Raw genomic sequence first — 21,514 nt, 5'->3', positions numbered from 1 at the left:
CGCGACCTCGTCGAAGCCTTCATCCGCGGCGACATCGACCGCTGAAAGTGGGCCCTGCAGGAGAGCCAGGGCCGGACCCGCACCCGAGCGAGGGTGCGGGTCCGGCCGCGTCGTCCCCGTGGACGGTGCCGTGCTGCCTAGGCTGGCCGCATGCCACCGTCCGCCCGGCTCGCCGCGCTCGGGACGGCGGCGGCGCTGCTGGTCGGCTGCTCGACGGACGGCGACGCCGACCGCCGGCCCGGCGACGGGCTGACCCAGGAGGAGGCCGGCACGCTGGCCGGGCTGCTGCAGCGCAACCACCGCCAGGGTGGCGCGGATTTCGTGGCCAGCACGCGCTTCGGCGAGGCCGCCGTGCTGACCCTCACCGGTGAGGTCGACTTCCGCACCGCCCGCGGCCGTGCGCAGGCCCAGCTCACCACCGACGACGGCGAGGAGGAGACGCACACCGTCTTCTTCAACGGTGACGAGATCTGGTTCGGCGACGTGCCCGGTCTGGCCGAGGCACTGGCCACTGACGGCGCTCCGGACGCCGACTACCTGCGCCGTCCGCTGGCCGTCATCGAGGGGGAGACCGCCGCGCTGGTCGACGTCCTGGCGCACCTGGTGCTGCAGCTGTCGGCGCGCACCGCCGACGACCCGCGGGCGTTCCTCGACGGTGGCTGGACCTGGCAGGGGGAGCGGGCCGTCGACGGCCGACCGGTGGTCACGTTCGAGGCGGGCGGCCGGGCGGTCGCGGTGGGTGCCGCCGACGCGCTCCTGGTGGAGTTCCGCACGCCCGTCCCGGGGACGGACGCCGTCGTGACGGTCACCCTCGACGAGCACGGGCGGCAGGAGATCGACCTGCCGGACGACGCGGCGACCGCCGACGCGGCGGACCACGCTGCCGTGGTGGAGGCGCTGGCGCTCTGAACGGCGGGCCCGGCGTCGGGCGGGCCCGGCGGGCGGCACGCGGGGCGGTCGGGCCCGGACGTGGAAAGGAGGAGGCGGCCTCTTCCCCAGACCGCCCCCTCCCGACGCATTTCCTACCAGACCCACGGGGTCCGCGCCGCGCGACGCGCCGCGGGAATCCGACCGGGTGACGCGCGGCGCCCCCGGGCGCTCAGTTGGCGGTCGGGTCCGCGGGCGCGGTCGAGAGCACCGCGAGCCGGCCGGTCTGCCGGCCCATCACCGCGCGCCACAGATCTGGCCCGGCGGCGGGGCTGAGCACGTCGTCCGGATGACCGGGGACGCAGGCCCAGGCCCCCTCGGCGATCTCCCCGGCGAGCTGCCCGGGGGACCAGCCGGCGTAGCCGGCGAAGACCCGCAGGCCGCCGAGGCGGCCGCAGAGCTCCTGCGGATCGCTGTCGAGGTCGACCAGGTGCACCGGGCCGGCGACGCGACGCAGCGCCCCCGACTCACCGGCGGACGGGACGGAGGTGGCCAGGCACAGCGCGGTGTCGGACTCGCACGGGCCACCGACGTGGAAGACGCCGGGTTCGACGGCGAGTTCGCTCCAGCCGGGGAGCACGTCACGGATCTCGACCTGGCTGGGCCGGCCGAGCACCACGCCGACCGTGCCGCTGTCGGAGTGGTCGAGCACGAACACGACGGTGCCCGCGAAGGTGGGATCGCTGAGCGACGGCATGGCGACCAGCAGGGCACCCGGGCACACGTCGTCGAGGCACCCGATGGACAGCCGCGGAACAGCGCCGGGGCGGCGTCGTCCCGTCGCGGGCCGTAACGGCGGTCCGGATTCGGGATCGGGCGACGCGGGCACCGAAGTCATCGCCGACCAGTGTGCATCACCCCGGCGCGCGAGGGAGGTCGGGACTCCGCGCCTGTGGACGTCGGCGCAGGTCGCTCCGCGCGAAAATCCCGTTCAGCGCGCGCCGCGGCACGGAGGCGCCCGGATCGGTGCCGCGGTCGCCCGCCCGTGGCCCCGGCCCGGCCGAGCGGCGCTCGGCGGTCACCCGGCGACCCGCTGCGGCGCCGTAGGGTGACCGACGTGCAGCCGGCGCCGACGACCGTGCGCCACCTGCTGCCGCGGGCGGACTTCCGGCGGCTGCTGGGCACCCGGCTGCTGTCCCAGTTCGGCGACGGGGTCTTCCAGGCGGCCCTGGCCGGCACGGTGCTGTTCAACCCGCAGCGGGCCGCCGATCCCTTCGACGTCGCAGCGGGCTTCGCCGTCCTGCTGCTGCCCTACTCCCTCGTCGGCCCCTTCGCCGGGGTGTGGATCGACCGCTGGAGCCGTCGGCAGGTGCTGCTGCACGCCAACGTGGTGCGCGCCGCCCTCGTGGCGGTCGTGGCCGCGCTGGTGGTCACCGGCGTCACCGGCAGCGCCTTCTACGTCGCGGGCCTGGCCGTCATCTCGGTCAACCGCTTCGTGCTCGCCGCGCTGTCGGCGTCGCTGCCGCACACCGTCGACCGGCCCTCGCTGGTGTCGGCCAACGCCTTCTCGACGACGTCGGGCGCGGTGTCGGCGATCGTCGGCGGCGGAGCGGCGCTGGGCCTGCTGCAGCTGACCGGCTCGGGGGACGCCGGGTACGCCGCCGTGGCGCTGGCCTCCGCGCTGCCGTACCTGGCCGCCTCCGCCGTCGTCGCCGGCTTCTCCCGCGACCACCTGGGGCCGGACGCCGCCACCCGGTCGGCGCGCCTGTCGGCCCGCGCGGTCGGCGCGGGCATGGTCGCGGGCGCCCGGCACGCCTGGGCGCACCCGCCGGCGGCCGCGGCGCTGGCGGCGATCAGCCTGCACCGGGTGGGCTACGGCGCCCTGACGCTGATGACGCTGCTGCTCTACCGGAACTCGTTCGCCGGGTGGGAGGCGCCCTTCCCCGGCGGGCTGGTGGGGCTGGGCCAGGTGCTCGCCGCGGGTGGGCTCGGCACCCTGCTCGCGGCGGTCGTCACGCCGCGGGTCGTGCGGCGGATCGGCAAGCCGCGCTGGATCACCGTCCTGCTGGTCGGGGCGGGGCTCGCCCAGGTGACGCTGGCCCTGCCGTTGATCCCGCCGACGGCGGTCGCGGGCGGGCTGTGGATCGGCTTCGTCGGCCAGGCGGTGAAGATCTGCGTGGACACGACGCTGCACGAGTCGATCGACGACGACCACCGCGGCCGGGTCTTCTCCGTCTACGACACGCTGTTCAACGTCCTGTTCGTCGTGGCGCTGGTGATCGGCGCGTTCGCGCTGCCGCCGTCCGGGGTGTCGTACGGCGTGCTCGTCGCCGTCGCCGTCCTCTACCTCCTCACCGCCGCCCTCTTCGCCTGGTGGAGTGCGAGAGGCGAGGTCTTCTCGCCTCCCGCACTCCGTTCGAGCCACGAGGTGCACTAGCTCGAGCCCGCAGTGCCACCCGGCCGGTCCACCGGGGCTCGGCTCGTCGATCCGCAGCGCCCCGCGCCGCCCGGGCGCTGCGGTGCGACAGCACGGCCGCGCTCCCCGCGTAGCAGGGCGCGGCCAACCACCGTCCCCGCTGGGTCAACGGGCCGCCATGGGTGGGAAGCGAGCTTTCCTGCACTCTCACGCTCCACTGCGGTTCGCAGCCCACCAGGCGCGGAGGGCGGCCTCGGCCTCGTCGGGCTCCAGGGGTCCGTGCTCGAGGCGCAGGTCCTTGAGGTGCTTCCACGCCCGGCCCACGTCCGGCCCGGGCGGGATGCCGAGGATCCGCATGATCGCGTTGCCGTCGAGGTCCGGGCGCACCCGCGCCAGGTCCTCCTTCGCTGCGATCTCCCGGATGCGCGCCTCGAGCGAGTCGTAGGTCGCCGCCAGCGCCGCGGCCCGGCGGCGGTTGCGCGTCGTGCAGTCCGAACGCACCAGCTTGTGCAGCCGGGGGAGCAGGTCACCGGCGTCGGTGACGTACCGGCGGACGGCGGAATCGGTCCACTCCCCGCCGCCGTAGCCGTGGAAGCGCAGGTGCAGGAAGGTCAGCCGGGCGACCGACTCGATGATCTCCTTGGAGTACCGCAGCGCGGTCAGCCGCTTGCGCACCAGCTTGGCGCCGACCACCTCGTGGTGGTGGAAGGACACCCGCCCCCGGGGCTCGTGCCGCCGGGTGGCCGGCTTGCCGATGTCGTGCAGCAGCGCCGCGAGCCGCAGGACCAGGTCCGGCGGCCCGGCCGCCGGATCCGCCTGCTCCAGCGCGATCGCCTGCTCCAGCACGGTCAGCGAATGGGCGTAGACGTCCTTGTGCTGGTGGTGCTCGTCGATCTCCATCCGCAGCGCGGAGAGCTCCGGCAGGACGACGTCGGCCAGCCCGGTCGCGACGAAGAGCTCGAGCGCCGCGCGGGGGGAGTCCTGCAGCAGCGTCTTGGACAGCTCCATCTGCACCCGCTCCGGCGTGATCCTCGCCAGCTCCCCCGCCATCGAGGTGATCGCCTCGACGACCTCGTCATCGGGGGTCAGACCCAGCTGGGCGATGAAGCGGACGGCGCGGAGCATGCGCAGCGGGTCGTCGGCGAAGGAGTCGACCGCGGGTCCGGGCGTCCGCAGCCGGCCGGCCAGCAGGTCGCCCAGCCCGCCGAACGGATCGGTCACCGTCCGGTCGGGGCCGAGCGAGACCGCCATCGCGTTGACCGTGAAGTCGCGACGAGCCAGGTCGTCCTCGAGCGAGTTGCCGTAGGCGACCTCGGGGTTGCGCGAGTGCCGGTCGTAGCGGTCGGCGCGGTAGGTGGTGATCTCCAGCCGGACGCCGCGGACCTCCGCTCCCACCGTGCCGAACTCGATGCCGGTGTTCCACGTGGAACCGGCCCAGCCGCGCAGCACGCCGAGCGTCTGCTCGGGCCGGGCGTCGGTGGTCACGTCCAGGTCGCCGGGGACCCGCGGCGTCCCGCGGCCGGCCGCCAGCAACGCGTCGCGCACCGACCCGCCGACCAGGTGGGCCTCGTAGCCGGCGGCCGCGAACCGCTCCCCGAGCTCCGCCAGCACCGGCGCGAGGTCGACGAGCTCGCGGACCGTCTGCTGGACCGCCGGCGGGACCGGCTGGGGCGCCGGACGACGCCGCCCCGCCGGGCCGCCCCCGACGGTCGGGTGCTCGCTCGACGTCACCTTCACCTCCGCGGTCCCTCCGCTCCTCGCTCGCCGGCGCTCGTCGTGACCCTCGCGCCCCGTCGGCTCCGACGTCGCCGCGATCGTCCCGGACCGATCGTCCGGCCCTGTCCACCGGTCCGGCCCTGTCAACCGGTCCGGCTCCGCGCCCCGCGGGAGGACCGTCCTGTCCCCCACCACCCGCAGGCTCGCGGCGGGACCCTGCTGCGCGGCCACCGATCGCTCGTTCCCCGCCGTGGTGCTCCCGGGGCTGTCGAGGGACGACGCGGGGGCGGTGCGGACACGACGAGCCAGGGTAGTGGCGCGCGTCGCGCTACCCTCCCTACATGGCTGGGACGGGCGGTCGCGGACGCCCCGGCCGCCGGCTGCGCCGGGTCGACGAGACCTCCGCCGGGGGCCTGGTGGTGGCCGACGACGGGGTGACCGGACCACGAGCTGCGCTCATCGGCCGGACCGATCGCCGTGGGCGGCTGCTCTGGTCCCTGCCGAAGGGGCACATCGAAGAAGGCGAGACCCCGGAGGACACCGCCGTCCGCGAGGTCGCCGAGGAGACCGGCATCATCGGTGAGGTCGTCGCGCCGCTCGGCATCATCGACTTCTGGTTCGTCGCCGACGGCCGCCGCGTGCACAAGACGGTGCACCACTTCCTGCTCCGCGCCATCGGCGGAGCCCTCTCGGACGCCGACATCGAGGTGACCGAGGTCGCCTGGGTGCCCCTCACGGAACTGAGCGGACGGCTGGCCTACGCCGACGAGCGGGCCCTGGTCGAGCGCGTGCCCGCGTTGCTGGCCGACAGCGCGTGACGCGGCCGGCAGCCGGTCGCGCCGGCCGCCACGCCGCCGTCGACCCCCCGCGCACCAGCGGCAGGAGGACCGGCCGTCCCCGACCCGGGAGCTCTGCGCGGACGATGCTGTCGCGGTGGGCGGCCGCCGTGGCGGTGGTCCTGCTGCCCGCCGCCCTGCCCGGCCCGGCGCACGCCGCCGCTGGAGAACCGCGTCCCCCGCAGGCGCACCCGGCGGGGCTCGCGGCGTCGACCGCTCCGCGCACGCCGCCTCCCGGCGCGGCCACCCGCCCGCAGCCGGACGACGACACGTCCGACCCCGACCGCCCGGTCCGCATCGACGTGGGGCGCCTCGAGCCGCGCACGCTGACGCCGGAGTCGACGGTCACCGTCACCGGGACGCTGACCAACACCGGCGACCAGGCGATCAGCGACCTCGCCGTCCGCCTGCAACGGGGGGAGAGGCTCACCTCGCGCGCCGCGCTGGCCATCGAGGCGGACCAGAACCCGTCCACCACGGTGCTCGCCACCTTCCAGGACGTGCCCGGTGAGCTCGCGCCGGGGGATTCGCTGCCGTTCAGCTACTCCGTGCCCGCGAGCGACCTGCAGATCGACCGCGACGGCGTCTACCCGGTCCTGCTCAACGTCAACGCCACCACCGACGGCCTGCGCCGCCGCGTGGCGGAGCTCTCGAGCTACCTGGTGCAGCAGCCCGTCGTCCCCGACGTCCGGACGACGGTCGCCTGGCTGTGGCCGCTGGTCGAGGAGAGCTCGCGCAACGCCGCGGGCGAGATCGTGGACGGCGACCTCGCCCGGTCGGTGGGCTCCGGCGGCCGGCTCGACCGGGCGCTGGCCGTGGTGGAGCGGCTGCCGCGCAGCGCCCCGACCGAGGGGGCGGCGGCCGTGCCGCTGCTGCCCGTCGCCCTCGCCGTCGACCCCGCGCTGGTCGAGGAGCTCGTCCTCATGGCGGCCGGGCCCTACGCGGTCGCCGGCGTCGAGGACGACGGCCGCGGCACCGAGGCCGCCAGGGCGTTCCTCGACCGGTTGCGCGCGGCCGCCGCGGTCCACCCGGTCGTCGCCCTGCCCTACGGCGACGTCGACATCGACGCGCTCAGCGCCGCGGGACTGACCGACGTCGTGACGCGCAGTCTGCCCGGCACCGCCGAGGGCACCGCGCAGGACCCACCGGGCCGTCCGCCGGCCGCCATCGGCGCGGAGGACGCCGCGCCGTCCCCGTCGCCCTCGCCCGGCCCGGACGCGGAGAGCGGCGAGGGCGACGCCGCGGAGGGGGGCGCGCCGGCGGGGGAGCCAGCCGCCGAGCCGGCCGCGCCGGCGGAGAGCACCGCTGCGCCGACCGGCACGCCGGACGCGGCGGCCGCGGACGGGGCCCCGGCCGGTGCCGGCGCCCGCATCCTGGCCGACGCGCTCGGCGTCGTCCCGCGCACCGACCTGGCCTGGGCGCCCGGCGGCTCGCTACGCGAGGACTCGGTCGCCACGCTCCGTGGCGGGGGCGTCCGGCACACCGTCCTGGGACCCGCCGGGGTGAGCGACTCCGAGGAGGCGCTGGGCCTGGATCCCGGCACCGCCGGTGCGCGCGTCTCGGTGGACAGCGCTTCCGGTGAGCTGGACGTGCTGGTGGCCGACGCGGTCCTGGGCACGGTCGCTGCGGAGGCCGAGGAGTGGGGCGGCGGGCCGCGGCTGGCCGAGCAGCGCTACCTCGCCGAACTCGCCGTCATCGGCCTGCAGGCCCCGGCAGGCAGCCGTCCGACCGTCCTCGTCGCGCCACCGCGCGCGGTCGACGCCGGTCCGGACGGCGCGGGCGCGATGATGGCCGACACCGCCGGCCTGCCGTGGCTGCAGCCGGTCTCCCTCGACGGCCTGCTGGTCCAGGACGCCGTGGTGGATGGGGGCGAGCTGGTCGACCCACCCGACGCCGTGCGCCTGGGGACCGCCGGCCTGGCCGACGTGGCCGCGGCCGAGCAGCTGCGTGACGACCTGGCCGGCGCGGTCGTCGACGACCCGGCCACCGCGCTGCAGTCCGTCGACGCCGCCATCGCCCGGACCACCTCGGTCGAGCACCGCGACGAGCCGCTGGTGTTCGGCGAGGCCGCCGCCGACCTCCGGGCCACCGTGGACGGGCTGCTCGACCGGGTGACCCTGCTGGCCCCGGCCGACGGCACCTACAGCCTCGCGTCCGAGGACGCCCCGCTGCTGCTGACGGTGGTCAACGACCTCCCCTTCGCCGTCGAGGTGCTCCTCGACCTGCGCAGCCGGGGCAGCGGTGGGTTCTCCGTCGACGACGTCGGCCCGCAGGTGCTGGCCCCGGGGGAGCGGACGACGCTGCAGGTGCCCACCGAGGTGCGCCAGTCGGGCCGCTTCGCGGTGACGGCCGGCCTGAGCACCCCCGGGGGCAGGCCTCTCGGCGAGACCGTGCGCCTGCAGGTGCGGAGCAACGCCTACGGCACCCTCTCGCTGCTCATCACCGGCGGCGCCTTCGCACTGCTCGGCCTGCTCTTCCTCCGCCGCCTCGTGCGCTTCCTGCTCAAGCGCCGGGCCGCTGCGGCGGGTGGCGCGCAGGGCGCGCCCGAGGGCGCCCTCTCCCCGGTTCCGCCGGCCCGGAGCCCGGTGTGAGCTCCGCCGACCAGGACCGCGCGGAGGAGCAGCCCTCCGCCCGGGAGCTCGCCGACCCGTACCCCGCCCACGGAGACGTCGTCGACCACGGGGCGGGCGACCGGCACGGGGACGACGGCACGGGGACGACCGCCACGGGGACGACCGCCACGGGGACGACCGCCGCCGGGCCGACCGCCGCCGGGCCGACCGGCAGCGCCGGTCCGGAGGACGGCGTCCGCCCGGTACCGGCCGCTCGGCGATCGCCTCCTCCGCTGCCACCCGCGCCCTACCGCGCGGAACCACCCCGGGAGGCGCCGTCGGCCGATGCTCTGTCCGGTCGGGCACCCGGGGACGACGGCACACCACCGACCCCGGCGCCGACCCCGACCCCGACCCCGGCTCGGCCCGCCCCGACCCCGGCTCGTCCGGCGCCACCACCGCCACCGCCCCCACCGCCGCCACCACCGCCGCCACCACCATCGCCGCCGCCCGCGGCACCGACTCCGGCGTCCCGCAGCGGGCCGCAGCGGGGCCCGACCGGCCTCCCGCTGCCGCCGCCACCGGCTTCTGCGGTCCGCCACCGGTGGCTGCCGGCGGCGGAGGAGACCCAGATCATCACGGCCCTTCCCCCGGTGCCGCAGCCGTCGCCCCGGGAGGACACCGGCACCGAGGAGGAGGCGCCCGGCCGCAGCGGTGGGCTGCTGCGGGCCGCCGGGACCATGGCGGTGGCCACGCTGGTGTCCCGGGTCACCGGGCTGCTGCGCACGATGGTGCTGGCTGCGGCCCTCGGCGTCGGCCTCGTCGCGGACGCGTACAACACCGCGAACACGCTGCCGAACATCGTCTACGAGCTGCTGCTCGGCGGCGTCCTGACGTCCGTGGTCGTCCCCCTGCTCGTGCACGCGCAGGAACGCGACCGGGACGGGGGCGTGGCCTACGCGCAGCGGCTGGCCACGGTCGCCGTCGCCGGGCTCGGCGTCGTGACCGTGCTCGCCGTGCTCGGCGCACCGCTGCTGACGGCGCTCTACGGCATCGCCGACGACGCCGAGCAGGTGCGCCTGGCCAACTGGCTGGCCCGCATCCTACTGGTCGAGATCGTCTTCTACGGCGTGGGCGCGGTGGCGACCGCGATCCTCAACAGCCGGAACGTGTTCGGACCGCCGGCGTGGGCGCCGGTGCTCAACAACGTCGTCGTCATCGCCACCGGTGCGCTGTTCATCGCCGCCGGCGGCCCTGGCGGGCTCACCCCGGCGAGCATCACCCCGCCGCAGGTCTGGCTGCTCGGCATCGGCACCACCCTGGGCATCGCCGTCCAGGCGGTCGTGCTGCTGCCCCTCCTGCGGCGGGCCGGCGTGCCGGTGCGGCCGCGCTGGGGACTGCGCCAGACCGGCCTGCGGGAGGCCGGCGGCCTCGGCCTGTGGGTGACCGCCTACGTGGCGGTGAGCCAGCTCGGCGTCGTCGTGGCCTACCGCATCGCCAACGAGGCCACCCGGCAGGGCGGGCTGGGGTCCAGCGCCTACTCCTACGCCAGCCTGCTGTTCCAGATGCCCTACGGGATCATCGGCGTGGCGCTGCTCACCGCCCTGCTGCCGCGGATGAGCCGGGCCGCCGCCCGCCGCGACGTGCCCGGCGTCGTCGAGGACCTGTCGCTCGGTACCCGGCTGTCGGCGCTGGGCCTGCTGCCGGTCACCGCCGCGCTGGTCGTGATCGGGCCGGCCCTGGCCGTCGTCGCCTTCGCGCGTGGGGAGACCGGCGTCGAGGAGGCCCGGGCGATCGGCACCGCGCTGTCGATCGGCGCGTTCGGCCTGCTCCCGATGGCGGTCACCCTGCTGCAGCTGCGCGTGTTCTACGCCATGAAGGACGCCCGCACCCCGACGCTCATCCAGGTCGGCATGGTCGGCGTCCGGGTGCCGCTGCTGCTGCTCGTGCCGGTCGTGGTCGAGCCGCGGGACGTGGTGGCCGGGCTGATGCTCGTCACCAGCGCCACCTACGTCGCCGGTTGGGTCCTCGGGGACGTCGCGCTGCGCCGCCGGCTCGGCGGTCTGCACACCCGCCGGACCTTCGTCCCGGTCGCGACGATGGCCGCGGTGGCCGTCGTCGCCGGCCTGATCGGCCGGCTGGCGCTCGCCCTGGCCGACGACGCGCTGGGCACTTCGGTGGGAGGTTCGCTCGCCCGCGTGGCCCTGGGTACGGTGGTCGTCGGCGTCGCGGCCCTCGCCGGTCTCGTGCTCGCCCGCGTCCGCGAGATCCGCGAGCCCCTGGCCGCGGTCCGCGCCCGCGGTGGGCGCGGATGACACCGGTCTCGCGGCAGGCGGCGCCGGTACCGGTGCGGCCGCACCGGTGGCGGACCGAGGGTGGGAGGCGGCGGCGGCGATGACGTCCACGACCACCGACCTGCCCGACCGGTACCGCCCGCTGGAGGAGATCGGGCCCGAGGAGCAGACGCCGACCGGCGTCATCCGCTGCTGGCGCGCCCGGGACCGCGTGCTCAACCGCGACGTCGCGGTCCGCGTGCACAGCCCGGCCGGCGCCGCCGCGAGCTCCTGGATCAACCGGGCGCTGACCGCCGGCGGGCTGGCGAACCCCGCGCTGGCCATGGTCTACGACGCCTCCGAGGGCACCGACCAGGAGGGCGTGCCCGGCTCGGCGGCCTACGTGGTCAACGAGTGGATCGACGGGGAGACCCTCGCCGAGCGGCTCGGCCGCGGCCCGCTGCCCGACCGCGAGGTGCGCACGATGATGCGCCGGCTCACCGAGGGCGTCGCCGAGGCGCACCGGGTAGGGCTGGCGGTCGGCGGCATCACGCCGGCCACCGTCGTGCTGCGCCCCTCCGGGCTGGTCGGACTGCGCGCCGTCCCGGCCGCCACCGGCAGCATCGAGGGCGACATCCGCGCCCTCGGCGTCCTGCTCGAGGCGTGCCTCAGCGGCGACCCGGACGGGCCGGCACAGCCCGACACGCCTCCGCCGGGTGCGGCGCCGGACCTCGTCGCGCTCGCCCGCCGCGCCCGGTCGGGCGAACCCGGCCAGGGCCTGTCGTCGGTGGCGGCGATGGCGTCCCTGCTCGCCGAGCGACCGCCGCGAACCGGACCGGTCCCCTCCGGCGGTCGCGGCGACGAGGCCGAGAGCGGACGTCGACGGCGCCGGCGCGACCGCCCGGCCGAGACGGCAGCGGGCCCCGACAGCGGCCGCCGGGGCCCGGACGCGCGTGTCCGCGGCGCGGTCGCCGGCCTGCCCCGCCGCCGGCGGACCGACCGGTCACCGGCCGCGGCCCGCCCCGCCGCGGGCGACGAGGACATCCCGGCCGGAACCGCGGCGGAGGCTCCCGTCCGGCTCGATCCGCAGGCCCGCCCGCCCGTGCCACCGCCCACCCCGGTGCCGCCCGTCCCCGTGCCGCCCTCCGCCCGCCCGGCCTCCGACCGTCCGGCCCCCGACCCGGTGCGGCCGGCCGGCCCCGGCGACACGGTGGTCGCCGGGCTGCCCCCGGTCGCCGACGACCGGACCCGCGCGCTGCCCCGCGACGTGTACGGGCCGGGTCCGGCCGTCGAGGACGACGAGCCGTTCGCCGTCCTCGACGACGACGCCGACGAGGCCGGGACCCCCCACGACGACGACGCCGACGACGAGCGGTTGGCGCCGACCGGCGCCCGCCGCCGGCTGCTGGTCGTCGGCCTGCCCGTGCTCGCGCTGGCCCTCGTCGTCTGGGTGGGCTTCTGGCTGGGCAACAGCGTGCTGTCGGTCGCCGGGTCCGTCGACGAGGTCCCCGGCTCGACGCCGCCGCCCAGCGCGTCGGCCGGTGCCGGCGACGAGACGGCCGCCGAGGACGCGCCGCCGTCCACCGGGGCGCCGGTGCCGATCGCGGAGGCCCGGGTCTTCGACCCCTTCGGCGACGCCGGCCCCGAGAACGACGGCGACGTCCCGCTGTCCTTCGACGGCGACCCGGCGACCGCCTGGTCGACGGTGACCTACCTCCGCTCGCCCGCGTTCGGCAACCTCAAGCCCGGCATGGGCGTGCTCTACGACCTGGGCTCGGAGCAGACGCTGGCCGGCGCGCGGATCGCCACCTCGCTGCCCGGCACGACCGTGGAGGTCCGGTCCGTCCCGGATCCGGACGCCGGGCTGGACGCCTTCCCCGTGGTGGCCGCGGGCACTCTGGAGGGGTCCACCGATCTCACCTTCGCCGAGCCGGTGACCGGCCGCTACGTGCTGGTCTGGATCACCCAGCTGGTGCCCAGCGGCGACGGGTTCGCCGCCGACCTCGCCGAGGTCGGCCTGCTCGCCGCAGGCTGAGTCCGGGCAGCCCGCCGTCCCGGGGACGCCGTCCTGCCCGGACGCCGTCCTGCCCGGACGCCGTCGTCCGTGCGGGCGCCGGTGCCGGGCGAGGGTGCGCCGCCGGGGAATGGCGCCCCTACCATGCTGGTTGTGCCGCCCGTGACCTCAGAGCACCCGACCCCCGGCCCCGCCGTGACGACGCGCGGCAACCCCGCCGTCCCCCCGGGCGAGCGCGACGGCGTGCGCGATCTGATCATCATCGGCTCCGGGCCCGCCGGTTACACGGCGGCCGTCTACGCCGCGCGCGCCAACCTGCACCCGCTGGTCCTGGAGGGCTCCCAGTTCGGGGGCGCTCTGATGACGACCACCGAGGTCGAGAACTTCCCCGGGTTCCCCGAGGGCATCCAGGGCCCACAGCTCATGGACGACATGCGCACCCAGGCCGAGCGCTTCGGCGCGGAGCTCCAGGCCCGTGACGTCAGCGAGGTCGACCTCACCGCCAACCCGAAGGTCGTCAAGGTCGGCGACGAGGTCCACCTCGCGCACGCCGTCATCATCGCCACCGGCTCGAAGTACCGGTACCTGGGCCTGGACAACGAGCAGCGGCTCCTCGGCCGCGGGGTCTCCGCCTGCGCCACCTGCGACGGCTTCTTCTTCCGCGACCAGGACATCGTCGTCGTGGGCGGCGGCGACTCGGCGATGGAGGAAGCCACATTCCTGACCCGGTTCGCCAAGTCGGTCACCGTCGTCCACCGGCGCCAGGAGTTGCGCGCCTCGAAGATCATGCAGAAGCGCGCCCAGGACAACGGGAAGATCCGCTGGGCGCTCGGCAAGCAGGTGACCGACGTGCTCGGCGAGAACTCGGTCGAGGGTGTCGAGCTGACCGACGTCGCCGACGGCAGCACCGAGAACGTGCCGGTGGCCGGCGTGTTCGTCGCCATCGGGCACGACCCGCGCAGCGAGCTGTTCGCCGGTCAGCTCAAGCTCGACGACGCCGGCTACGTGCAGGTCGAGCACCCCTCCACGCGGACCAACCTCGACGGCGTCTTCGCCTGCGGTGACGTCGTGGACCACATCTACCGCCAGGCGATCACCGCGGCGGGTACGGGTGCCGCGGCCGCCATCGACGCCGAGCGCTGGCTCGCGGAAACCTTCGACGAGCGCTGATTCCTAGGCCCGGCCGGCCGCCGGTCCGGCGTCCCCCCGGTCCCGCTCGGCGTCCCGGGCCGTCCGGCCCGCACCGGGCCGGACGGTGACGTCGCCCGTGCACACGGCCGGACGGTGACGTCGCCCGTGCACACGGCCGGACCGGTCCGGGCATAAGACCGGGGGCAGGCGGGTTGCCTCCCCGGGAGCCACCGCAGAACCGAACCACCCGCCAGTCGACCGACAGGGAGAACGACCATGGCAGGCAACACCGTGACCGTCACCGACGCCAGCTTCGCCGACGACGTCCTGGGCAGCGAGAAGCCCGTCCTCGTCGACTTCTGGGCCGAGTGGTGCGGCCCGTGCAAGATGGTCGCCCCCGTCCTCGAGGAGATCGCCGCCGAGCACGCCGAGAAGCTGACCGTCGCCAAGCTCAACATCGACGAGAACCCGCAGATCGCGCGCGACTACCAGGTGATGTCGATCCCGACCATGACGGTGTTCCAGGGCGGCAAGCCGGTGAAGAGCATCATCGGCGCCAAGCCCAAGGGGCAGATCCTCAACGACCTGTCCGACTTCATCTGATCGACGTCCGCGTCACCAGCGGACGTCGACACGACCCGGGCCCACCCGTCCCTCCGGACGGGTGGGCCCGGTCGTCCCTGACCGGTCGGGTGGCCGGAAGGGAACCCCCCGCCGGGCCGCGCCGCGGCGGGCGGGCGACAATCCCCCCGATGGGAGAGCACAGCCGCATGCGGCCGCTGAGGCCCGGGGATCGCGGGCCGGCGGTGGCCGACGTGCAGATCTCGCTGCAGATCCTCGGCCTGCTGCCGCCCGCCGGTGGGGACGCCGCGCCCCCCGCCGGCAACGCCGGCGCGTCCACCGACGTCGGCGCCGGCGGCGCGTCCACCGACGTCGGCGCCGGCCTGGAGTCGGCCGTCTTCGACACCGACACCGAGCTCGCCGTCCGGCACTTCCAGCAGGTGCGCGGGCTGTCCGTCGACGGGCTGGTGGGGGACGAGACCTACCGCGCCCTCACGGAGGCCCGGTGGGCTCTGGGCGACCGGCTGCTGCGCTACGACCCCGAGCGGCCGATGCGCGGCGACGACGTCACGCACCTGCAGGAGCGGTTGCTCGAACTCGGCTACGACGCCGGGCGCGCCGACGGCATCCTCGGCCCGGAGACCGAGGCCGGGCTGCGCGCCTTCCAGCGCGACTACGGGCTGACCGCCGACGGCACCTGCGGGCCCTCCACGCTGCGAGCCCTCCGCCAGCTCGGCCGGAAGGTGACCGGCGGCCGGCCGCAGCTGCTGCGGCAGAGCGCGTCGTTCGTCGAGAGCGGCCCCCACCTCATCGGCCGGCGCATCGTCGTCGACCCCGGGCACGGTGGCGAGGACACCGGCTTCACCGCGGGGGAGACCACCGAGGCCGACCTGGTGCTCGACCTGGCGTACCGCATCGAGGGGCGGCTGGCGGCGGCGGGCGCCACGGTCTACCTGACCCGGGGGCGCGACCAGGCGCCCACCGCCGCCGAACGCACCCGCTTCGCCAACGAGGCCGGTGCCGACCTGCTGCTCTCGCTGCACATGGAGGCGCACAGCTCCGAGCACGCCCGCGGCGTGGCCAGCTACTACTACGGCACCGGGTCCGGCGTCTCCTCGACCGTGGGCGAGCAGTTCGCCAACCTGGTCCGCCGGGAGGTCGTCGCCCGCACCGGCATGCTCGACCTCGGCTCCTACCCGAAGACCTGGGACCTGCTCCGCATGTCGCGGATGCCCGCCGTCCGGCTCGACTGCGGATACCTCTCCCACGACGTCGACCGGCTGCTGCTGCTCGACGCGCGCCTGCGCAGCACGGTGGCGCACGCCGTGCTGGCCGCCGTCCAGCGGCTCTTCCTCCCCGCCGAGGCCGACCCGCCCACCGGCACCTTCACGCTGCCGGCCCGGGCCTGAGCCCGCTCCCCGAGGGCATTGGAAGCTTTGCCCCACCCTCCGACCGCGGGACCGCAGGCACAGGAAGCTTCACCCCGCCCCCCGACCGCGGGACCGCAGGCATAGGAAGCTTCACCCCGCCCTCCGACCGCGGGACCGCAGGCATAGGAAGCCTTGCCCCGCCCTCCGACCGCGGGACCGCAGGCATAGGAAGCTTTGCTCCCACCCGGGAGCCGGACGGGTCCGTCCGCACCGCCGTGTCCACCCGACGTCTGGCCGGGCGCTCCCTACACTGCTGCAGGTGGCCACTACTCCGTCCGGCCCGCCGGCCGGTCCCGGATCCCCGGGGACGCACCACCTGACCCACGGTGCGCCCCACCCCGCGCCGCGCCATCCGCGGCTCGATCCGCTGGCCGACCGGTACGCCGCCCGCACGCACGGGATGCGCGCCTCCGAGATCCGGGCGCTGTTCTCCGTGGTGAGCCGGCCCGAGGTGGTCTCACTGGCCGGCGGCATGCCGGCGGTCACCGCCCTCCCGCTCGACGCGGTCGGCTCGATGATCGGCGACCTGGTGTCGGGCATGGGCGCGCAGACCCTGCAGTACGGCTCCGGGCAGGGCGATCCGCGGCTGCGCGAGCGGATCTGCGACGTGATGGCGCTCGAGGGCATCACCGACGCCTCGCCCAGCGAGGTCGTGGTCACCGTCGGCTCGCAGCAGGGCCTTGACCTGGTCACCCGCGTGTTCTGCGACCCCGGTGACGTCATCCTCGCCGAGGGACCGAGCTACGTCGGCGCCCTGGGCGTCTTCCAGGCCGCCGAGGCCCGGGTGCGGCACGTCGCGATGGACGACGCCGGCCTGGTGCCCGAGGCGCTGGAGGAGGCGCTGCAGCGCTGCCGGGCCGCCGGCGAGCGGGTCAAGTTCCTCTACACCGTGCCGAACTTCCACAACCCGGCCGGCGTCACGCTGTCCGAGCCCCGGCGCCAGGCGATCATCGAGCTGGCCCAGCGGTACGACCTGCTCGTCATCGAGGACAACCCCTACGGCCTGCTGGGCTTCGACCACGAGCCGATGCATGCACTCCGCGCCCGCGACGCCGAGCGGGTCATCTACCTCGGTTCGTTCTCCAAGACGTTCTCGCCGGGGCTGCGGGTCGGCTGGGTGCTCGCGCCGCTCGCCGTCCGGGAGAAGCTGGTGCTGGCCACCGAGGCGCAGGTGCTCTGCCCGCCGTCGCTCACCCAGTACGCCGTCGCCCGCTACCTCGACACCCAGCCGTGGCGCGAGCAGATCAAGGTGTTCACCGAGCTGTACCGCGAGCGCCGCGACGCCACCCTGGAGTCGCTGGCCGCGCTGATGCCTGCGGGCACCACCTGGACCCACCCGGACGGCGGCTTCTACGTCTGGCTGAAGCTGCCGCACGGGCTCGACGCCAAGCTGATGCAACCGCGCGCGGTGAACGCGCACGTGGCCTACGTGCCCGGCATCGGGTTCTACGCCGACGGATCGGGCCGGGAGAACATGCGGCTGTCCTACTGCTACCCCGAGCCCGACCAGATCCGGGAGGGCGTGCGCCGGCTGGCCCGGGTCATCGAGGCCGAGCTCGACCTGCACAGCACCTTCGACGCGGTCGACACCGGCTCGTTCCGGGCCGTCGCGCAGCCGGCCCGGCCGGCCCGTGGTGAGGACACCGCCCCGCTCGTCGGCCCGGCCGGCAACGACGCGGCGGAGGACCCGTCGGCATGAGCGACTCAGTCGCCGCCCCGGTGAGCGGGTCCGCCGCCGGGGCCCGGCACCTGCGCACCGTCGTCCTGGCCGGCGGGCTGGCGTTCGAGCGGGAGGTCAGCCTCTCGTCGGGCACCCGCGTCGCCGAGGAGCTGGTCCGCGTCGGGCTGGACGCCGAGCTGCGCGACGCCGACGCCGACTTGCTGCCCGGCCTGGCGGCCGCACCGGCCGACGCGGTGTTCATAGCGCTGCACGGCGCCACCGGTGAGGACGGCGCGCTGCGTGCGGTGCTCGACCTGGCCGGCGTCCCCTACGTCGGGTCACCGGCCGCCGCCTGTCGGGTGGCCTGGGACAAGCCCGCCGCGAAGTCCGTCGTCCGGTCGTCGGGGCTGTCGACGCCGGACTGGGTCGCCCTGCCGCACTCGACCTTCCGCGAGCTCGGGGCCGGCGCCGTGCTCGACCTGATCGTCGCCCGCCTCGGCCTGCCGCTGATGGTCAAGCCGGCGTCCGGGGGCTCGGCGCTCGGCGCGCAGAAGGTGAGCCGGGTCGAGGACCTCCCCGCCGCCATGGTCAGCTGCTTCGCCTACGGCGACACCGTGCTGGTCGAGCGCTTCGTCGACGGTGTGGAGGTCGCGCTGGCCGTCGTCGACCTGGGTGAGGGACCCGAGGCGCTGCCCGCGGTGGAGATCGCGCCCGAGTCGGGGGTGTTCGACTACACCGCCCGCTACACGCCGGGCCTCACGGAGTACCACGCCCCGGCCCGGTTGGATGCCGGGGTCGCCGACCGGGCGGCGGCGCTGGCCGTGCGGGTGCACGAGGCGCTCGGCCTGGCCGACCTCTCGCGCACCGACGCGATCGTCTCCCCGGACGGCGAGGTCCACTTCCTCGAGGTGAACGTCTCCCCCGGGCTCACCGAGACCTCGATGTTCCCCATGGCGGTCGAGGCGGCCGGCTACGCGCTCGGTGACGTCCTCGCCGACCTCATCGCCCGCCGCGCCCGCTCCGCCCGCCGCTGACCTCTCCGCCCGGTCACCCGTCCGGTCCTCCGCGCCCCCGATATCCGCCGTGACGGAACCGCCGGGGATCGATGTCGTGGCCGGGGATCAGGCCTCGGGACGGCGTCCGGTGATGTCCGGCGCCATCAGGCCGATGATGCGCTGCAGGTCGTCGACCGAGCCGAACTCCACGACGATGCGGCCCTTGGCCCGACCGATCTGCACCTTGACCTTCGTCTCGAAGACGTCGGAGAGCCGGCCGGCGAGGTCCTCGACGCCCGGCGCGGTCATCCGCCGGGTACGCCGCTTCGCGGCCGGCTGCTCGGCGGCGGCCATCGCCACCGCCTCCTCCGTGGCCCGCACCGACAGACCCTCGGCGACGATGCGGGTGGCCAGCGCGTCCTGCGCGTCGGCGTCGGCCAGGCCGAGCAGCGCCCGGGCGTGCCCGGCCGAGATGACGCCGGCGGCGACCCGGGTCTGCACCTTCACCGGCAGCTTGAGCAGCCGGATCGTGTTGGTCACCTGGGAGCGGCTGCGGCCGATCCGGCCGGCCAGCTCCTCGTGCGTCGCGCCGAACTCCTCGAGCAGCTGCTGGTAGGCCGCTGCCTCCTCCAGCGGGTTGAGCTGCACCCGGTGGATGTTCTCCAGCAGCGCATCGCGGAGCAGGGCGTCGTCCGTGGTGTCGCGGACGATGGCCGGCACGGTGTCCAGCTCGGCGGCACGCGCCGCCCGCAGCCGGCGCTCGCCCATGATGAGCTCGTACCGGGCGGGGGAGTCGCCGTCCCCGGTCCGTTCCCGGACGACGATCGGCTGCAGCAGCCCGAACTCCCGCACGGAGTGGGTCAGCTCCTCCAGCGCCTCGTCGTCGAAGACCTGCCGGGGCTGCTTGGGGTTGGGGGCGACGTCGGCGACCGCGACCTCGCGCAGCTGGGCGCCGGGCACTCCCACCGTCGGCTCCTCGACCGGCGGAGGAGGCACCACCGGATCGGGGACCAGGCTGATCGGTGACCCTGCCCCTCCGCCGTCCGGTGCACCGGAGGCCTCGGTCGCTGCGGGCGGGGGAGGGGACGGCGCGCCCGGCGGTCCGGCCGCGGGGCTCTCGGCCGGCGGGGCGCTCGTGGGGATCAGCGCCGCCAGCCCCCGGCCCAGGCCACCACGCTTGCTCATCGCTGCTCCTCGGTCGGGAAGGGATCGGGGGCGGCCCCGCCGAAGGCGAGCGCGGCGACCGGGGGCGCGGCCGGGCTGCTGCCGGGACGTTCGGCGGGCAGGGGCCGCAGGTGGGCGCCCCGCTCGGCGAGCTCGCGGGCCGCCTCCACGTAGCTGGTCGAGCCGCGCGAGCCCGGGTCGTACGTGAGCACGGACTGGCCGTAGCCGGGGGCCTCGGAGACGCGGACGTTGCGGGGGATGACCGCCCGCAGCACCAGGTCGCCGAAATGGTTGCGAACCTCGTCGGCCACCTGGTCGGCGAGCTTGGTCCGGCCGTCGTACATGGTGAGCAGGATGGTGCGGACGGCGATGCCCGGGTTCAGGTGCTGGCGGACCAGGTCGATGTTGTTGAGCAGCTGCCCGAGGCCCTCGAGCGCGTAGTACTCGCACTGGATGGGGATCAGCACCTCGTCGCCGGCGACCAGCGCGTTGAGCGTCAGCAGCCCGAGCGACGGCGGGCAGTCGATGAGCACGTAGTGCGGCCGCCGTTCCGTCGGCAGCGAGACGAGGTACGCCTCGATGGCCCGCCGCAGGCGGTGCTCGCGGGCGACCACGGAGACCAGTTCGATCTCCGCGCCGGCGAGGTCGATGGTGGCGGGCACGCACAGCAGGTGCGGACTCGCGGTCGTCGGGTGGACGACCTCGCCCAGAGTCGCGTCTCCGACGAGGGCGTCGTACACCGACGGTGTCCCGACGGTGTGCTCGACGCCGAGGGCGGTGCTGGCGTTGCCCTGCGGATCGAGGTCGATGACGAGCGTCCGCAGCCCGTACAGCGCCAGGGCGACCGCGAGGTTGACCGTGGACGTCGTCTTGCCGACGCCGCCCTTCTGGTTGGCCACCGTGATGACCCGGATCCGGCCGGGCAGGGGGAACGGATCCTGGTCGGCCGCGTGCAGGACCCGCGTGGCGCGCAGCGCCTCCATGGCGATCGGGGAGTCGAAGTCCGTCCCGGGGGGAGACGCCTGATCGGCGAGACTGCTGCGCAGCCGCTCGCCCGGGTCGGTCATCGCGGGTCCTTCCTGCCGATCCGTTTCACGTGGAACGGGGTCGGGTCGATCTACGGGTTCCACGTGGAACAGGTCCGGAGCCGCGCCGCTCCGTCACCGCGGTCCACGCCACATGACCACCACGGTAGTGGCAGCGTCGCCGAGCTCCGCGCCGACAGCCCGCGGGTGGATGTCCTGCATGCCCGCAGCGATCAGCTCGCCCGTCAGTCCGGGCAGTTCGGCGAGCGCGCGGGCGCCGACCAGGGCCACCAACCGGGTGCCGGGGCGCAGCAGCCCGCGGCACCAGGTGACCAGACGGGGGAGCGGCGCGACCGCCCGGGCGGTCACCACGTCGACGGGCCCGACCGCGGCGGCGACCGACCGGTCCTCCGCCCGCCCGCGGACGATCCGCCAGCGGTTCCGATCCCGATCGGTCTCGTCGGAGAGGTCGGCCACCGCCTCCTCGAGGAAGGCGATCCGCCGTGCCATCGGCTCCACCAGCGTCACGGTGAGGTCCGGCCGAGCCAGTCCCAGCGGGATGCCGGGCAACCCCGCGCCGCTGCCGACGTCGACGACGCGCGCCCCGTCCGGCACCACCTCGGCGACGGCCGCGCTGTTGAGCACGTGCCGCTCCCACAGCCGTGGCACCTCGCGGGGCCCGATCAGGCCGCGGGTGACTCCGTCCGTGGCCAGCCGGGCGACGTAGCGCTCGGCAGCCGGCAGGGCGGCCGCGAACACCGCAGCGGCAGCGCCCGGCGTCGGCGGCGGTGGGGCGGTGGACGCCTCGCCCTCGCTGCGCTGCTCACGCCCCCGCCCGCTCGACATCGCCGGTTCGCTCCCGCGGGGCGCTCCG

16 protein-coding genes are annotated in these 21,514 nt (G+C 75.8%); 11 read left to right on the top strand and 5 right to left on the bottom strand.

Features of this window, described 5'->3' with window-relative positions; translation table 11 throughout:
• Positions 1–150 precede the first annotated feature (150 nt).
• Positions 151–909, top strand: coding sequence for a hypothetical protein (locus tag OF117_RS18160; RefSeq protein ID WP_263554252.1), 759 nt, complete (start codon positions 151–153; stop codon positions 907–909).
• A 190-nt stretch (positions 910–1,099) separates the two neighbouring features.
• On the opposite strand, the gene OF117_RS18155 is transcribed toward OF117_RS18160, so the two are convergent.
• A complete protein-coding gene (locus OF117_RS18155; RefSeq protein ID WP_263554251.1) occupies positions 1,100–1,651 on the bottom strand; it encodes a YqgE/AlgH family protein in 552 nt (183 codons plus the stop codon).
• A 333-nt stretch (positions 1,652–1,984) separates the two neighbouring features.
• Between OF117_RS18155 and OF117_RS18150 the strand changes: the two genes are divergently transcribed.
• The gene (locus tag OF117_RS18150) at positions 1,985–3,304 is read left to right on the top strand and encodes an MFS transporter (RefSeq protein WP_263554250.1); all 1,320 of its coding nucleotides are present in this window, start codon (positions 1,985–1,987) and stop codon (positions 3,302–3,304) included.
• 186 nt (positions 3,305–3,490) lie between these two features.
• On the opposite strand, the gene OF117_RS18145 is transcribed toward OF117_RS18150, so the two are convergent.
• Positions 3,491–5,014 (bottom strand): CCA tRNA nucleotidyltransferase, encoded by a 1,524-nt coding sequence (locus tag OF117_RS18145; protein ID WP_263554249.1) that lies wholly within the window; start codon positions 5,012–5,014, stop codon positions 3,491–3,493.
• 326 nt (positions 5,015–5,340) lie between these two features.
• On the opposite strand from OF117_RS18145, the gene OF117_RS18140 reads away from it, so the two are divergent.
• The 9 genes from OF117_RS18140 (at position 5,341) to OF117_RS18100 (ending at position 18,490) form a co-directional block, all read left to right on the top strand.
• Positions 5,341–5,817, top strand: coding sequence for an NUDIX hydrolase (locus tag OF117_RS18140; protein ID WP_263554248.1), 477 nt, complete (start codon positions 5,341–5,343; stop codon positions 5,815–5,817).
• 104 nt (positions 5,818–5,921) lie between these two features.
• On the top strand, positions 5,922–8,426 hold the full coding sequence (locus OF117_RS18135) for a DUF6049 family protein (protein ID WP_263554247.1): 2,505 nt from the start codon (positions 5,922–5,924) through the stop codon (positions 8,424–8,426).
• A gap of 614 nt (positions 8,427–9,040) precedes the next feature.
• Entirely contained in the window at positions 9,041–10,702 is a 1,662-nt protein-coding gene (murJ, locus tag OF117_RS18130) for a murein biosynthesis integral membrane protein MurJ (RefSeq protein ID WP_263554246.1), read from the top strand.
• Between the two features lie 79 nt (positions 10,703–10,781).
• On the top strand, positions 10,782–12,695 hold the full coding sequence (locus tag OF117_RS18125; RefSeq protein ID WP_263554245.1) for a hypothetical protein: 1,914 nt from the start codon (positions 10,782–10,784) through the stop codon (positions 12,693–12,695).
• Between the two features lie 174 nt (positions 12,696–12,869).
• The gene (gene trxB, locus OF117_RS18120) at positions 12,870–13,844 is read left to right on the top strand and encodes a thioredoxin-disulfide reductase (RefSeq protein ID WP_411969468.1); all 975 of its coding nucleotides are present in this window, start codon (positions 12,870–12,872) and stop codon (positions 13,842–13,844) included.
• A 237-nt stretch (positions 13,845–14,081) separates the two neighbouring features.
• Positions 14,082–14,408 (top strand): thioredoxin, encoded by a 327-nt coding sequence (gene trxA / locus OF117_RS18115; protein ID WP_263554243.1) that lies wholly within the window; start codon positions 14,082–14,084, stop codon positions 14,406–14,408.
• 167 nt (positions 14,409–14,575) lie between these two features.
• Positions 14,576–15,775, top strand: a complete 1,200-nt coding sequence (locus OF117_RS18110; protein ID WP_411969467.1) for an N-acetylmuramoyl-L-alanine amidase — start codon at positions 14,576–14,578, stop codon at positions 15,773–15,775.
• 337 nt (positions 15,776–16,112) lie between these two features.
• Complete coding sequence (locus tag OF117_RS18105) at positions 16,113–17,495, top strand: PLP-dependent aminotransferase family protein (protein ID WP_411969466.1); 1,383 nt, start codon at positions 16,113–16,115, stop codon at positions 17,493–17,495.
• On the top strand, positions 17,492–18,490 hold the full coding sequence (locus OF117_RS18100) for a D-alanine--D-alanine ligase (protein ID WP_263554240.1): 999 nt from the start codon (positions 17,492–17,494) through the stop codon (positions 18,488–18,490). Before OF117_RS18105 ends, OF117_RS18100 begins: the two co-directional genes overlap by 4 nt.
• 87 nt (positions 18,491–18,577) lie before the next feature.
• Here the strand turns inward: OF117_RS18100 and OF117_RS18095 are convergent, their stop codons facing one another.
• The 3 genes from OF117_RS18095 to rsmG form a co-directional block, all read right to left on the bottom strand.
• Entirely contained in the window at positions 18,578–19,636 is a 1,059-nt protein-coding gene (locus OF117_RS18095; protein WP_263554239.1) for a ParB/RepB/Spo0J family partition protein, read from the bottom strand.
• On the bottom strand, positions 19,633–20,682 hold the full coding sequence (locus tag OF117_RS18090) for a ParA family protein (RefSeq protein WP_263554238.1): 1,050 nt from the start codon (positions 20,680–20,682) through the stop codon (positions 19,633–19,635). Before OF117_RS18090 ends, OF117_RS18095 begins: the two co-directional genes overlap by 4 nt.
• A 93-nt stretch (positions 20,683–20,775) precedes the next feature.
• Positions 20,776–21,486, bottom strand: coding sequence for a 16S rRNA (guanine(527)-N(7))-methyltransferase RsmG (gene rsmG, locus OF117_RS18085; RefSeq protein WP_263554254.1), 711 nt, complete (start codon positions 21,484–21,486; stop codon positions 20,776–20,778).
• Positions 21,487–21,514: the final 28 nt, after the last annotated feature.

Source organism: Geodermatophilus sp. YIM 151500 (assembly GCF_025716945.1).
In the GTDB taxonomy this organism is placed as follows: Bacteria; Actinomycetota; Actinomycetes; order Mycobacteriales; family Geodermatophilaceae; genus YIM-151500.
This window is presented reverse-complemented; position numbering and strand designations above follow the sequence as displayed.

Excerpts from the sequence above, each read along its gene's own strand:
- OF117_RS18110 (WP_411969467.1), top strand. The coding sequence starts at position 14,576 with ATGCGGCCGCTGAGGCCCGGGGATCGCGGGCCGGCGGTGGCCGACGTG.
- OF117_RS18140 (WP_263554248.1), top strand. The coding sequence starts at position 5,341 with ATGGCTGGGACGGGCGGTCGCGGACGCCCCGGCCGCCGGCTGCGCCGG.
- OF117_RS18095 (WP_263554239.1), bottom strand. The coding sequence starts at position 19,636 with ATGAGCAAGCGTGGTGGCCTGGGCCGGGGGCTGGCGGCGCTGATCCCC.
- OF117_RS18100 (WP_263554240.1), top strand. The coding sequence starts at position 17,492 with ATGAGCGACTCAGTCGCCGCCCCGGTGAGCGGGTCCGCCGCCGGGGCC.
- OF117_RS18160 (WP_263554252.1), top strand. The coding sequence starts at position 151 with ATGCCACCGTCCGCCCGGCTCGCCGCGCTCGGGACGGCGGCGGCGCTG.
- OF117_RS18090 (WP_263554238.1), bottom strand. The coding sequence starts at position 20,682 with ATGACCGACCCGGGCGAGCGGCTGCGCAGCAGTCTCGCCGATCAGGCG.
- OF117_RS18135 (WP_263554247.1), top strand. The coding sequence starts at position 5,922 with ATGCTGTCGCGGTGGGCGGCCGCCGTGGCGGTGGTCCTGCTGCCCGCC.
- OF117_RS18125 (WP_263554245.1), top strand. The coding sequence starts at position 10,782 with ATGACGTCCACGACCACCGACCTGCCCGACCGGTACCGCCCGCTGGAG.
- trxA (WP_263554243.1), top strand. The coding sequence starts at position 14,082 with ATGGCAGGCAACACCGTGACCGTCACCGACGCCAGCTTCGCCGACGAC.
- rsmG (WP_263554254.1), bottom strand. The coding sequence starts at position 21,486 with ATGTCGAGCGGGCGGGGGCGTGAGCAGCGCAGCGAGGGCGAGGCGTCC.